The following is a 13,988-nucleotide window of genomic DNA, read 5'->3' on the forward strand; positions in this document are numbered from 1 at the left end:
GTCGTCGACGATGCCTCCACCGACGACACCGCCGGTGTCGCACGATCCGCCGATGATGGCAGCGGGCGGCTCTCCGTGATGCGCCTCGATGTCAATCGCGGCCCCTCCTTTGCCCGCAACGCAGCCATCGCCGGCTCGAAATCGCCGTTCATCAGCATTCTCGATGCCGACGATTTCTTCCTCGAAGGCCGGTTTCGCAACCTGTTTGCCGGCGCCGATTGGGATTTCGCCGCCGACAACATCATGCTGATCAGGGATGATGCGACAGGCGACGCGACGAAAATCGTCGCGCCGCAATTTGCCGCCGATCCGGAATTCCTCGATTTCGAGCGTTTCGTCGAAGGCAACATCTCCAGGCGCCGCGTGCAGAGGGGCGAACTGGGCTTTTTGAAGCCGGTGATCAGCCGTGCCTTCCTCGACCGCCATGGGTTGAGCTACGACGAGAGCCTGCGGCTGGGCGAGGACTATGAACTCTACGCCCGCGCGGTCGCATGCGGGGCGCGGTTCAAGGTCATTCGCTCCTGCGGCTACGGCGCCATCGTCCGCGCCGATTCCCTGAGCGGCCGCCACAAGACCCAGGACTTGAAGCGTTTGGCCGATGCGGATCTGGCGCTGCTGGCGATCGACAGCCTGCCGGAAGGCTCGAAGGCGGTGCTGCGGCGGCATGAACGGCACGTGCGCGACAAATATCGGCTGCGTAATTTCCTTGACGTCAAGGCCGAGCGGGGGCTGGGCTCGGCTGCGGCTTACGCCTTCGCCAGCCTGTCCAACCTCGTCCCCATCGTCCAGGGCGTGGCTTCCGACAAGCTCGAGGCGCTGTTTCGTCGTGTCGGCCTTGTGTCCAGCCAAAAGCCTGTGCCGCCGCTGCGCTTTCTGATGGCCGGAACCAGCACGGGCAAGGAACGCTGAGAGCGGTCCCGATGCAGCGATTTGTCCACTCGCGGCATGTCATCACGCAAACCATTTCGGTCGGATTTATGAGTTTACGAATTGGGTGGTTGCCTCGCGGCTCCGACGATGGCAGTCTATGTTGCGGTGCAGCATAGTGGACGACCAGCCGAACTTGGCCCCCGATCGGATTGGTCTGATGTCTCTCCCTCAAAAGGAGCACGACAACGCAACACGAGTTTTTGAGCCCCGGCTGCGGGGATCGGCCAGAAGCCCGGCCCACAAGCCGGCGATGACGGGAACCTGAGTTCATGGCCTCGATATTCGGTTTCAGATCAAGGGATCCGGCCCGCGACCGTCAGGCCGATGTTTCACGTCTTGATCGTCTGGCAAAGCTGTTCGAGCAGATTGCGGCCGAGATCGAGGCCGAGAGAACCGGGCTTGAGAATCGCTACCGGACGACGTCGACCAACGCCGCCTGTCTGGTCGAAGCGATGGAAAACGGCTCTGCTTCCGACAAGCGGTCTTCGGAAGTCAGCGCACTGACACAGTCGATCCTGAATTGCGAGCGCCGCATCGCGGCGCTGTCGCGCCAGGACGGCATGATGAAAGAGCTCCGTCATTCGCTGGATACGGTCTTTGACGAGGATGCCTCCTCGGCCGCCGCGGCGGAATTCGCCTGGCCGGCAGGCGCCGGCAGAGGTTGAACGTGAAGGCTCGGAACTGTTGCAACAGATTTGATGCAAGGCGGGAAGCAGAAGCAATCGAGAGGGTCACAAGGAAGGTCAAGGTTGGCCCGTGCAGGAGCGGTTCGAACGTCGACTTTGGGTTGGGGACACACAGCGCAAAGGTGAGTTTGGTATGAATTGGAATCCGAAACCTACGACGGCAATTGACGCACCGCCTCTCGCATATCGGACCGGACAAGCCGCCCGGCGGCTGGGGTCGCTCGGTGCGTTGCTGCTGGCTGCTCTTGGCGGTTTCCTGGCAACCCCTTCCCATGCCCAGGACATTCCGACATCGCCGTCCTTTGTCGATGATTTCAAAAGCTTCGACCGCACGCGCTGGTATGTTTCCGACGGCTGGAACAACGGCAGCCATCAGAATTGCACCTGGTCGAAAAATATGGTCGAACTGTCGAATGGTGTGCTGTCGCTCGGCTTCGAAAAGCAGACGCTGAAGGATCGCGACTACGTCTGCGGCGAGATCCAGACCAAGCAGCGCTTCGGCTATGGCACCTATGAGGCACGGCTGAAGACCGATACCGGCTCCGGCCTCAACGCCGCGTTCTTCACCTATATCGGTCCAAGCGACAAGCAGCCCTGGGACGAGATCGACTTCGAGGTCCTGACCAAGGACACCTCCAAGGTGCAGGTCAACGCCTATATCGCGGGCAAGGGCAAGAACGAGAAACTGGTCGACGTACCGGGCGGCACGGAGAAGGCCTTCAACGACTACGCCTTCGTCTGGCAGAAGGACAGCTTGCGATGGTACGTCAACGGCCAACTGGTGAACACGATTACCGACCCGGCGAAGCTGCCCAGCCATGCACAGAAGATATTCTTCAGCTTTTGGGGCAGCGATACGATGAAGGGCTGGATGGGAGCGTTCGCGGATCCGGGCCGCAAGCTTTCCCTGCAGGTCGAGCGGGTCGCCTTCACGGCGCTCGGCGAACCCTGTCAATTTCCGGAATCGCTGGCATGCAGTGTAAAGTAGTTGGGAAAGTCGATTTGAACCGGCGGGGCCGAAAACGGTCCGCTGCCTTGCATGGGAATGAAACCGAATGAATTTGACGGTGTTTGGAATTGGCTATGTCGGCCTCGTGCAGGCGGCGGTGCTTGCCGAAGTCGGGCACCAGGTGGTGTGCGTCGACATCGACGCCGCCAAGGTCGAGCGGCTCAACCAGGGCCTGGTTCCCATTTTCGAACCCGGTTTGGAAAACCTCGTCAAGGAGAACCATGCCGCCGGCCGCATCAAGTTCACAACGGATGCCGCCGCCGCTGTCAGGCACGGCGAGATCCAGATGATCGCGGTCGGCACGCCGCCGGGCGAGGACGGCTCGGCCGACCTCAAATATGTGCTGGCAGTCGCCGAGACCATCGGCCGCGAAATGGACAAACCCAAGATCGTCGTCGGCAAGTCGACGGTGCCGGTCGGCACCTGCGAAAAGGTGAAGGCCAGGATCGCCGACACGCTGAAGAAAAGAGGCCGCGAGGACCTGGCTTTCGATGTCGCTTCAAATCCGGAATTCCTCAAGGAAGGGTCCGCGGTTGCCGACTGCATGAAGCCGGACCGCATCATCGTCGGCACCGACAGCGAGGACACCGAGGCTGTGATGCGCGAACTCTACGCGCCGTTCAATCGCAACCACGAGAAGATGATCGTGATGGACGTGCGCAGCGCAGAATTCACCAAATATGCCGCCAACTGCATGCTGGCGACCAAGATCAGCTTCATGAACGAGATGGCCAATCTGGCCGAACAACTCGGCGCCGACATCGAGGAGGTCCGCAAGGGCATCGGCAGCGATCCGCGCATCGGCTACCATTTCATCTATCCGGGCCTCGGCTATGGCGGCTCGTGCTTCCCGAAGGATGTGCGGGCGCTGATCAAGACCGCCGAAGGCGTCAAGTTCGACGCCAAGCTGCTGCGCGCCGTTGAGGAGCGCAACAACGCACAGAAATCGGTTCTCTTCGACAAGGTGGACCGCTATTTCAAGGGCAACCTCAAAGGCAGGACCTTTGCGCTCTGGGGTCTGGCCTTCAAGCCCAACACCGACGACATGCGTGAGGCGCCGGCGCGCGTCCTGATGGAGGCGCTCTGGAAGGCCGGCGCCAATGTGCAGGCCTATGATCCCGAGGCGATGCAGGAATGCCAGGCCATCTACGGGCTGCGCGACGACCTGCTTCTGTGCGGCACCAAGGAGGCGGCGCTGCGCGGCGCCGATGCGCTGCTGATCGCCACAGAATGGAAGAGCTTTCGCGCGCCGTCCTTCGACGCGGTGAAGGACGCGCTGACCACGCCGGTCATCTTCGACGGCCGCAACCTCTATGACCCCAAGGTCATCGCCCGCCATGGCATCGAATATCACTCGATCGGCAGAATGGCGGCATGAGACCGGGCCCTGTCAGACGGATGCAAGACCGGTCCGCACACGGCCTGCGGACGCTGGGGTTGAGCGCGTATTTCTGTGTGGAGTTGTAGCTGATGGTGCTGGACGTAAAGCCGGAGCAAATCACCAAGGATCATTTCGATCTCGTCGCGATCGGTTCCGGCTTCGGTTCGGCCTTCTTCCTGCATGAGTTCGCCAGGCGCCGAAAGGCGCGCATTCTGGTGCTGGAGTGGGGACGCCACAACACCCATGAATGGCAGCTCGAACAGAACGTCAACACCGACATCGAAGACGAGACGACCTACAAGACCAATTCCGACAAGCCGTGGAACTACACGATCGGACTGGGTGGCGGGACGAACTGCTGGTTCGCGCAGACGCCAAGATTTCATCCCAATGATTTCCGGCTGAAAAGCACCTACGGCATCGGTAATGACTGGCCGATCAGTTATGACGACGTCGAGCCGTTCTACTGCGACGCGGAAGACATCATGTCGATCTCCGGCGACCCCGACATGGCGGCGATGCTGCCCCGCTCGAAGCCGTTTCCGCAACCGCCGCATCGCATGTCGACACCGGACAGGATGATGAAGGCGGCGCAGCCCGACCAGCACTTCGTCATGCCAACCGCGCGGGCTCGCGTGCCGACCGCGCAGCGCAGCTCGTGCTGTGCCAATCTGCGTTGCTGGCTGTGCCCGGTCGACGCCAAATTCACCGTCAACAACGGGTTGATGCACGTCTTCGAGCATCCCGACATCTCGGTCTGCCTCGGTGCGGAAGTGCGCCGGCTCGATCACGTCGGCGGTGCTGTCCGTTCGGTCACGTTCAGCCATGACGGCAAGGAATACCAGGTCAGCGGCGATCTCTTCATTCTCGGCGCCAATGCCATCCAGAGTGCGGCGATCATGCTGCGATCCGGCCTGGGCGGCGAATTTGTCGGCAGCGGCCTGCATGAATCCTACGGCTGGAATTTCGAGGTCTATCTCGACGGTGTCGACAATTTCGACGGCAGCACCATCACAACCGGCCTGAATTTCGGCCTCTATGATGGTCCTCACCGATCGGAGCATGCGGCGGCACTGGTCTATTTCGAGAACCGCTGGCAGCACGGAATGCGTGCCGAAAAGGGGCGGCTACGCCAGGCGCTGCCGTTGGTCGTGGTCACCGAGAACCTGCTCGACCCCGAGAACTACGTCACGCTTGACGCGGATGACAATGCCTTCGTCAGCTTCAAGGCGCCATCGGACTACGCGGTGAAGGGCATGGCGCGCGCTCTGGAGAAATTGCCTGACCTTCTGGCGCCGCTGCCGGTCGAAAAGCTCTTCGACCGCGGCATTCGGCCGACCGAATCGCACGTCCAGGGCACGCTGAGGATGGGCACCGGCCCGGCCGATTCTGTGGTCGACAGCGGCATGATCCACCATCAGCTCAGAAACCTGGTCGTCGTCGGCACCAGCACCTATCCGAGCTGCTCCTGCGCCAACCCGAGCCTGACCGCGGCAGCGCTGTCCTTGCGGGCGGCGAGCCGGATCGCGTGAAAGGAGGTATCGCATGATCGAGATTTCCAGACGCTCGGCCCTGGCCGTCTTGGCTGGCGGAGTGGTTTCGACGGGGGTCGCCTACGCCACCGTTTCCTCCTTCTCGGACGAGGATCTGGTGCGCGTCACGCTGGAAAAATATCTTGGCAAGTTGAACATCCGCATCGAGCATCTGCAGCAGTTCGTGCTGGCGTTCCGCGACAGGAATCCATGGAATTTCCCAAGCGAAAAACTGAGTGATGCCGTCACCCTGGTGGAGGAGCTCAAACTGGGCGCCGCGCGTCGCTTGCTGCCCCGGCGGAAGCGGGAAGATCTGCTGCATTTCGACCGCTGGGTCGTCGCCGAATTCCATATGCTGACGGACTACGCCTGGCGCAGTTCGCCCAACGACCCGATCCGGTTTACCGGCTGGCAATCCTGTACCAATCCCTTCGCCAATCTGGAGCCGCCGAAACTTGCCTGACGTCGAAAGCGAGGCGGCGGCCTTTGCCTGTTGTCTCCGAGCAAGGAATACGAGATGCGACAAGGAGCCCGATCATGAAAGTTCTCTTTGCAGGCGGCAACGGCTACCCGCCCGAGTTCAGTGGCGGCGTTCAGTCGAGCACGCATCATCTGGCCGAACAGTTGATCGAGCACGGTCATGAAGCGGCTGTGCTCGCCGCCCTGTTCGGTGACGGTGTCTTCGGCTTCAAGGCACGCGCCAAGATGAAGCTGTTGCGGCAGCCGGCGGTTGTCGACAGCTATCCCGGCTATCCGGTGGTGCGGGCCTGGTTTCCCTGGGAAGCGGCGGGTTATGCCGTCGACAGGCTGAAGCCCGATGTCGCCGTGGTCCAGTGTCACAAATCGGTTCCGATCGGCAAGGCGCTGCAGGCGGAGGGCGTGCCTCTGGACGTTTATCTCCGCAATGTCGAGTTCCATGAACTGGGCGGCGATCTGCGCGAATTGCATTCGGCGCTTTACATTGCCAATTCGGATTTCACCGCGCGAACCTACAAAAAAGAATTCGGCATCGAGGCAGCGGTGATCCCGCCAACCATCAACCCGGCGCATTACTCGACGCCGACGACGGGCCAGTTCGTCACGCTGATCAACCCTTATGAGGAAAAGGGGTTTGAGCTCGCGGTGCGGATTGCCGGCGCCTGCCGCGAAATTCCATTCCTGTTCGTCGAAAGCTGGAAGCTCGACGACGATCACCGGGCGCGGATCGAACAGACGATCGCTCCCTTGGGCAATGTCGTCCTGGAGAGCCGCACCAGCGACATGAAGACGGTCTATGGCCGCACGAAGATCCTGCTTGCTCCCAGCAAGTGGGAAGAGGCGTGGGGCCGCGTCGCTTCGGAGGCCCATTGCAGCGGAATCCCCGTTATCGGTTCGCGGCGCGGCGGTCTGCCCGAGGCTGTCGGCTCCGGTGGCGTGGTGCTGGATTACGATGCTCCGCTGGCCGATTGGGTCGCGGCCGTCAGGCGGCTGTGGAACGACAACCAGGAATATGACCGGCTTTCCAGTCTCGCTCGCAGCTTCGCCGGGCGCCCGGAACTCGATCCCGATCGCCAGTTCATCACCTTCTTCTCGATACTGGACAGGGCCATGCAGCAGCGCGCGCGACAGGCGGCCTGACGACGCCGCCTGAGCAGGTCAGGCCGGACGCTTGACCCGGCTTTTCAGCGTCTCGTAGCCGCGGGCGCCAAGCAGTGCGCGGGCAATGGTCTTGGCGGCGCTCTTGCGGCCCTCTTGCGACTTGATCTGCCGCAGCCTTGCCGGCAGGTTGCGGGCCGCCTGGCCAAGTGCCGGCAGCGACAGCGCGTCGGGGAAGCTGACCATATGCGTTTCGACGCACAGCACCGGCTTGCCTGACAGTTCGGTGATCTTCAGCGCCTGTTCGTGCTCGCTCTCGATGAACAGGATGGCATCGGACTTGCGGTAGAAATCGGCCTTGAAACTGCCATGCGCGCCGAGTCGTTGCCGTTCCGCCTTGCTCGGCAGATCGAGCATGATCAGCTGGTCGTATTTGATCTCATGCTTGGCGAGCCATGCCTCGGTGAGCGCGCGGTATTTCTCCAGCCGGCTGGTGACCAGCCAGCCGATCCTGTGGGTCGCGACATGGAGCGGCCGCGCTTCGCTGAGGAATTTCTCATAGGCCGGGCCGTCGTCGTTTTCCGCCTCTGTCGGGTCGAGGCACAGCACGCCGTCAATGTCGACGCAGCATTGCGCCAGGAATTTGTGATGCATGAAGTTCCACTGGAACATGCGCGGATGCGGCACGACCTCGAAGACGAGGTCGGTTTCCTGGTGCAGGGGCTCAAGGCCGAACACGGCGGCAAAGGTGAAGTCCGCCTCGATGCCCGCAGCCTGGATGCGGGCGCGTGCGTCGCGCATGGCGTTGCCGCCGGCGACGCTGTCGTCGATCACCAGCACCTTGCGCATCTCGGAAACCTTGCGGTCGAGAGCGGCCCGGCGCTTGGTGACGCCTGATGTGTAGATTCGCCCAGCCAGGAAGCTGTCGAGATCGGTCATCGGAATGTTCGCCGCAAGGCTGACCAGCGTCGCTGCCAAAACGCCGCTTCTCGGCACACCGACGACCAGGTCGATGTCGCGCGGCAGCCGGTGCAGGCCCCTGACGATGGCGTCGTTCATATCGGAGATCGATCGGTAGTGCATGGTTCAGACCTGGTCCTGGAGGAGATGTCCGTAGCAGTCGAAGACGCCCAAATTATTGCGCTTCGCGCGGCGCTGCCGCAGGCAGCCTTGCCGGCAGCATCTTGAGCGCCTCGCGCAAGGCTTCGCGGCCGGAGGCGAATGCCAGTGCGATGATGATTGTGATGAGGTAGGCGAACACGGCGCTGCTGGCCAGGGCGACGACATGCTGCTGCGGCAGCAGTGGCTTGACGAACCAGATCGCGGCCAGCGCCAGATGGGCGCCAAGCACGAACGGCGTTGCCGCGCGCAGCACATGATGCGCCTGCAGCGGTCCGCTCTTGCCGACATAGAGCCATAGGAACGGCGTCCGCAGATATTCGCTGATCGCATAGGCGATCGCCACGCCCAGCGCGCCATAGGGCAGGCCGAGCATGAAAGCCAGCACCGACGTCACGGCCGTTATGATGCCCCAGCGCATGAAATCGCCGGAGCGGCCCTGGCTGACGAAAAGCCACCCCGCCGGATTGTTGAGCGGCTGCAGCAGCCCGGCAAAGCCGAGCGCCAGGAAAATCGAGGCGCTTGCGCGCCATTGCTCGCCGAGCACGAAGGGGATCAGCACATCCGACATCGCGGTGGCGAAGGCGACACCGGGAAGCGCCACCAGCAGGATCAGCGGCATGACGCGCAGATAGGCGCTGCGGTAGCGATCCGGCTCGTCCTTCAGCCTGGAAAGTGCTGGAACCATCACCTTCGACAAGGGGTTGGTGATCTGGCTCAGCGGAAACAGAAGCAGCTTGTAGGCGCGGTCATAGAGGCCGAGCTGCGCCTCGCCCCAATATTTGCCGATCAGCACGTTGTCGAGGTTGCGGGCAAAGAAATTGGCGAAGTTGAAGCCGGTGATGCCGGCGCCGAAATTGATCAGCTCGCCGATGCCGGCGACCTTGCGCGGCAGGCCCGGACGCCAGCGCGAACTCGCCCAGTAGCAGAGCGTCGGCAGCACGGCACCGGTCAGCGTGCCGGCAAACAGGGCCCAATAGGAGCGATCGATGAAGGTCCAGGCGATCGACACGGCAAGCCCGGCGATGGCGCTGGCGACGTCGATGACGGCCAGCCGGCCGAACTGCATACGGCGCGTCAAGAGCGCCAGATGCTGGGCGCCAAGCCCATAGGCCATGATCTGCAGCCCGAACGCAGCCACCAGACCTGTCACGCGCGGCTCGCCGTAGAAGGCAGCAACCAGGGGCGCGGCACCCGCAAGCACGCAAGCCAGGATCGCGCTGACGGCGACATTGATCCAGAAGAGGTAGTTCACCTCCTCATGCCGGATGCCTGATTTCTGGATCGTTGCCTGGGTCAGGCCGAAATCCTGGAACAGTGCGATAAAGGCAAGCACCGGCGCGCACATCGCCACGACACCGAAATCCTGTGGCGACAACAACCGCGACAGCACGATAACCGACAGAATCTGTGTCGCGACCCGCACCGATTGCGCCATGGCCGTGACAACCGCGCCGCGCCCAACCGATTTGCGCAAGGAGCCTTCTGGCGGATCGAATGCATTGGCTTCCAAATTCAGGATTCCTGATTTTTTACGTGGATTTTCGAGCCCGAAAATCCACGACCGCCGCCGACCACAAACTACGGCAATAATTTTGCAGTGCAACAGAAAACGTGGACCGCCGCACCAAAAATGTTGCGATGCAGCAAGACCTGTACTAGCATTCCCTCGGGTGGGCCAACAGCGGTCGAGTTTTTATGCTGCATGTCTTGTACCTAGTGCACGACGTTTCCGACCCGGCGGTGCGCCGGCGGATCACGATGCTCAGGGCAGGTGGGGCCCAGGTCACCTTGGCCGGATTCCGTCGCACCGCGAATCCGATTGCGGATATCGAGGGACTGCGCCCGATCGACCTCGGCGGGACGCGTGACGGGCGATTCGGCCAACGCCTCGCGGCCGTAGCCAAAGCAGCCGTTTCGATAGGCTCGAAGCTGGGCGGAATGCCAAAGCCGGATGTCATCGTCGCGCGCAACCTGGAAATGCTGGCGCTTGCCCGCCGCGCCAGGTCAGCCTTCGGTGCATCGGTTCCGATCGTATACGAGTGCCTCGACATTCATCGGCTTGTGCTGCGCAACGATGTCCTGGGCAAGGCGCTGCGTGCCACCGAACGATTTCTGGCCAGGGATGTGAAGCTGCTGGTGACCAGTTCGCCTGCCTTCATCGCCAATTATTTCAAGCCGTTCGGCCAGGTCGCGGCACCCATCGAGCTGGTCGAAAACAAATATTTCGAGGCCGCGACGATTGTGCCCGGCGCTGCCGAGGCCGATGAGAGCCCGGTCGGCCCGCCATGGCGGATCGGCTGGTTCGGCGCGCTGCGCTGCCGCCGCTCGCTCGAGCTGCTGGCTGATTTCTCCCGCCGCACGGAGGGCCGCTTCGAGATCGTGCTGCGCGGCCGTCCGGCTTTGTCGGAATTCCCTGACTTTCACGGCTTTGTCGAGGCCGAGCCATGGCTGTCGTTTCTCGGGCCCTACCGCAATCCGGAAGACATGGCGGCGATCTACAACGATGTCCATTTTTCCTGGGCGATCGATTTCTTCGAAGCGGGGCAGAACTCCGAATGGCTTCTGCCCAACCGGCTCTATGAGGGTTGCCGTTTCGGCGCGGTGCCGATCTCGATGGGCAATACCGAGACCGGGCGGTTCCTCAAGCAGCAGGATATCGGCGTGCTGTTGCCGCAGGCGTCGCCCGAAGCGCTCGAAGCCGCGCTAGGCAAGATGGAGGAGCATCGCTTCGCCAGGCTGAAGGGGCGTGTTCTGGCGCGCAACCCGAGGACCTGGAGCTACGATCGCAGCGATTGCCGTGCGCTTGTCGAGCGGCTGCGCAGCCTGACCGCCGTGCCCGGTTCGTTTGCCGCCGAGGCATTGGCATAGGATGGCAGGGGATGGACAGAGGCAAGATGGACAGAGGTTGATGACGCAGACGGAAAAACCCTCATCCAGCCTGATCGTTATCCCATGCCTGAACGAAGCCGCCCATATCGGTGCGCTGCTCGATCAATTGCGGCCCGCGGCCGCCAGGCTTGGCGCCCGGATCATCGTCGTCGACGGCGGCAGCACCGACGGCACGCTTTCCATCGTAGACGAAGTCATTGCCAGGGACCCGCGGGTTATCCTGCTCCACAACAAGCGGCGCATCCAGAGCGCGGCGATCAATCTCGCCGTCGGTACCTTCGGCGATGGTGCCGACTATCTCATCCGCATCGATGCGCATGGCGGTTATCCCGACGATTATTGCGACCGGCTGGTCGAGGAAGCGCTGGCTACATCAGCGGATTCGGTTGTCGTTTCGATGCTGACCAGCGGCAGCGGTGCCGTGCAGAAAGCAGCGGCCGCGGCGCAGAACTCCAAGCTCGGCACCGGCGGCTCGAAGCATAGGCATCTTTCGCAGGGACAGTGGATCGATCACGGCCATCATGCACTGATGCGGATATCGGCGTTCGGCGCCGTCGGCGGCTATGACGAAACGTTCAGCCACAACGAGGACGCCGAGCTCGATTATCGCCTGCGCAAGGCCGGCTACAAGATCTGGATGAGCGGCAAGACGCAGATGGTCTACTACCCGCGCGGCTCGCTCTCAGGCCTCTATTTCCAGTATCTCGGCTACGGTCGCGGGCGTGCCAAGAATGTGCTGAAGCATCGCGTCATCCCGAAGGTGAGGCAGATGGTGCCGCTGCTGGTGTTCCCGGTGGTGCTGCTGGCGGCCTTCTCTTTCGTGCACTGGCTGGCGGCGGTGCCGCTGCTGCTGTGGGCGTCGGTGTGCCTGGGCTACGGGCTGGTGACGGCTATCCGCCAGCGCAAGGCCGACGTTGCGCTGGCCGGTGTCTCGGCCATGGTCATGCATCTTGGCTGGTCGGTCGGCTTCTGGCTGCAGCTTCTCGGCCTCGGCTCGCGACGAGGAGTGGCCTGATGGCGGTGTCGGCAAAGAACCGCAGCATCGACATCGGCGTCTGCACGTTCCGCCGGCCGGAACTGGCCGACACGCTGCGCTCGCTCGACGCCATGGAGATGCCGGTGGGATTCGATGTCCGCATCGTCGTCGCCGACAATGACGACACCCCATCGGCCCGTGACCTGGTGGCGGCGCTGTCGCGGGAATTGACGGTGCCGATCCACTATCAGCACGCCCCGGCGCGCAACATCTCGATCGCCCGCAACGCCTGCCTCGATGCGAGCACCGCGGATTTCGTCGCCTTCATCGACGACGACGAGACGGCCACGACGCCATGGCTTGCCGAACTGGCCGCGATGGCGCAGCAAAGCGGTGCCGCCGCCGTGCTCGGCCCGGTCAGGGCGCGCTATCGCCCGGACGCGCCGGACTGGATGCGGCGCGGCGATTTCCATTCGACCTTGCCCGTCTGGGTGCGCGGCGAGATCCAGACCGGCTACACCTGCAACGTTCTGCTGCGGATGGGCTCGGACAGCCTGCGCGGCCGCCGCTTCAGCCTGGCGCGTGGCCAGACCGGCGGCGAGGACACCGAATTCTTCGACCAGATGCACAAGGCAGGCGGCCGCATCGCCTTCTCGCCCGAGGCATGGGTCGACGAGGTGGTGCCGCGCTCCAGGGCGGCATTCGATTGGCTCGGCCGCCGCCGCTTCCGCGTCGGCCAGACGCATGGCCATCTCCTGGGCAGCAGCGCCAGCGGAATCGGTCTGGCCAAGCAGGTCGGCCTGGCCTCGGCAAAGGCCATCTATTGCTTCGCCTCGGCACTTCCGGTCGTCGTCAGTCCGGTACGCAGGAACCGCAGCGTGCTGCGCGGCATTATGCATGTTGGTGTCGTCAGCGGCCTCGTCGGCATCCGCGAAATCCGCCTCTATGGCCAGCCTTCGCCACAGGAGGGAGGCAAGCGTGCAGCCTGACGTCAGCTCTATCCCCGATGTTTCCTTCGTTATTGCCGCCTACAATGCCGAGACGACCCTTGATCGGGCGATCGCCAGCGCCATCGCCCAGAAGGGTGTCAGCGTCGAAATCATCGTCGTCGACGACAAGTCGCGCGATGCGACGCTCGATGTTGCGCGGGCCTATCCCGGGGATATCGTCCGTGTCATCGCCCTGCCAAGCAATCGCGGCCCGGGCGGCGCCAGGAATGCCGGCCTCGATGCCGCCCGCGGCAGATGGATCGCGGTTCTCGATTCCGACGACGCGGTCTTTCCCGGCCGGCTCGCCAAGATGATCGCGCGTGCCGAAAGCGCGGATGCCCAGATCGCCGTCGACAATCTGCAGGTCGTTCGCGAGGACGGCGTTATCGAGGACGCGATGTTTCCGCGGCAATATCTGGAAGGCTTGCGCGAGATTTCGCTGGCCACCTACATCGCCGGCAACATCGTCTTCGAATCCAAGTTCAACCTCGGCTACCTCAAGCCGATCTTCCAGCGCGAGTTCCTGAACGAAAACCGGCTTCGCTATGACGAGAAGCTGAGGATCGGCGAAGACTACATCCTCTTTGCCGCCGCCCTGGCCAACGGCGGAAAATGCGTCGTCGAGCCCGATATCGGCTATGCCTACCATATTCGCAGCGTCTCCATTTCGCGCGTGCTCGAGCTTCACCACGTCGAAGCCATGCGCAGGGCGGATGCCGTGTTCGCTCAAACCCATCGGATGGATGAGGCCGCGCAAGCCGCGTTCGCGCGGCGTGGCCGCAGCCTGCGCAAGGCGGCATCGTTTCTGTCACTGGTACAGCACATCAAGGCGCGGTCCCCGCTCAAGGCGATCCGGACTGCGCTCAGCGACCCGGCGGCGGTCAGGCATATGGGCATGC

Annotated in this window: 13 protein-coding genes; 11 read left to right on the top strand and 2 right to left on the bottom strand. The window is 62.8% G+C overall.

Features of this window, described 5'->3' with window-relative positions; translation table 11 throughout:
* From EN879_RS07575 to EN879_RS07605, 7 genes are all read left to right on the top strand, one after another.
* The coding region (locus EN879_RS07575; RefSeq protein WP_127273998.1) for a glycosyltransferase at nt 1–909 on the top strand (909 nt) is incomplete at its 5' end.
* 290 nt (nt 910–1,199) lie between these two features.
* Nucleotides 1,200–1,595, top strand: coding sequence for a hypothetical protein (locus EN879_RS07580; RefSeq protein ID WP_127273999.1), 396 nt, complete (start codon nt 1,200–1,202; stop codon nt 1,593–1,595).
* A 154-nt stretch (nt 1,596–1,749) separates the two neighbouring features.
* Nucleotides 1,750–2,604 (top strand): family 16 glycosylhydrolase, encoded by an 855-nt coding sequence (locus tag EN879_RS07585; RefSeq protein ID WP_024501832.1) that lies wholly within the window; start codon nt 1,750–1,752, stop codon nt 2,602–2,604.
* 67 nt (nt 2,605–2,671) lie between these two features.
* Nucleotides 2,672–4,003, top strand: coding sequence for a UDP-glucose/GDP-mannose dehydrogenase family protein (locus EN879_RS07590; protein ID WP_013528109.1), 1,332 nt, complete (start codon nt 2,672–2,674; stop codon nt 4,001–4,003).
* A 92-nt stretch (nt 4,004–4,095) separates the two neighbouring features.
* Nucleotides 4,096–5,538, top strand: coding sequence for a GMC family oxidoreductase (locus EN879_RS07595; protein WP_063169883.1), 1,443 nt, complete (start codon nt 4,096–4,098; stop codon nt 5,536–5,538).
* Nucleotides 5,539–5,551: 13 nt separating this feature from the next.
* Nucleotides 5,552–6,001, top strand: coding sequence for a hypothetical protein (locus EN879_RS07600; RefSeq protein ID WP_013528107.1), 450 nt, complete (start codon nt 5,552–5,554; stop codon nt 5,999–6,001).
* A gap of 74 nt (nt 6,002–6,075) precedes the next feature.
* The gene (locus EN879_RS07605) at nt 6,076–7,155 is read left to right on the top strand and encodes a glycosyltransferase (protein ID WP_127274000.1); all 1,080 of its coding nucleotides are present in this window, start codon (nt 6,076–6,078) and stop codon (nt 7,153–7,155) included.
* Between the two features lie 18 nt (nt 7,156–7,173).
* On the opposite strand, the gene EN879_RS07610 is transcribed toward EN879_RS07605, so the two are convergent.
* Nucleotides 7,174–8,196, bottom strand: a complete 1,023-nt coding sequence (locus EN879_RS07610; RefSeq protein WP_013528105.1) for a phosphoribosyltransferase family protein — start codon at nt 8,194–8,196, stop codon at nt 7,174–7,176.
* A 52-nt stretch (nt 8,197–8,248) separates the two neighbouring features.
* The gene (locus EN879_RS07615) at nt 8,249–9,745 is read right to left on the bottom strand and encodes a lipopolysaccharide biosynthesis protein (RefSeq protein ID WP_063169884.1); all 1,497 of its coding nucleotides are present in this window, start codon (nt 9,743–9,745) and stop codon (nt 8,249–8,251) included.
* Between the two features lie 185 nt (nt 9,746–9,930).
* On the opposite strand from EN879_RS07615, the gene EN879_RS07620 reads away from it, so the two are divergent.
* The 4 genes from EN879_RS07620 to EN879_RS07635 form a co-directional block, all read left to right on the top strand.
* A complete protein-coding gene (locus tag EN879_RS07620; protein WP_063169885.1) occupies nt 9,931–11,103 on the top strand; it encodes a glycosyltransferase in 1,173 nt (390 codons plus the stop codon).
* A gap of 40 nt (nt 11,104–11,143) precedes the next feature.
* Nucleotides 11,144–12,139, top strand: a complete 996-nt coding sequence (locus tag EN879_RS07625) for a glycosyltransferase family 2 protein (protein WP_063169886.1) — start codon at nt 11,144–11,146, stop codon at nt 12,137–12,139.
* The gene (locus EN879_RS07630) at nt 12,139–13,089 is read left to right on the top strand and encodes a glycosyltransferase family 2 protein (RefSeq protein ID WP_063169887.1); all 951 of its coding nucleotides are present in this window, start codon (nt 12,139–12,141) and stop codon (nt 13,087–13,089) included. The genes EN879_RS07625 and EN879_RS07630 overlap by 1 nt, the downstream gene beginning before the upstream one ends.
* A partial coding sequence (locus EN879_RS07635; RefSeq protein ID WP_164774336.1) for a glycosyltransferase family 2 protein occupies nt 13,079–13,988 on the top strand: 910 nt, incomplete at its 3' end. The genes EN879_RS07630 and EN879_RS07635, both read left to right, overlap by 11 nt.

Source organism: Mesorhizobium sp. M7A.F.Ca.AU.002.02.1.1 (assembly GCF_003998535.1).
Lineage (GTDB): Bacteria > Pseudomonadota > Alphaproteobacteria > Rhizobiales > Rhizobiaceae > Mesorhizobium > Mesorhizobium ciceri.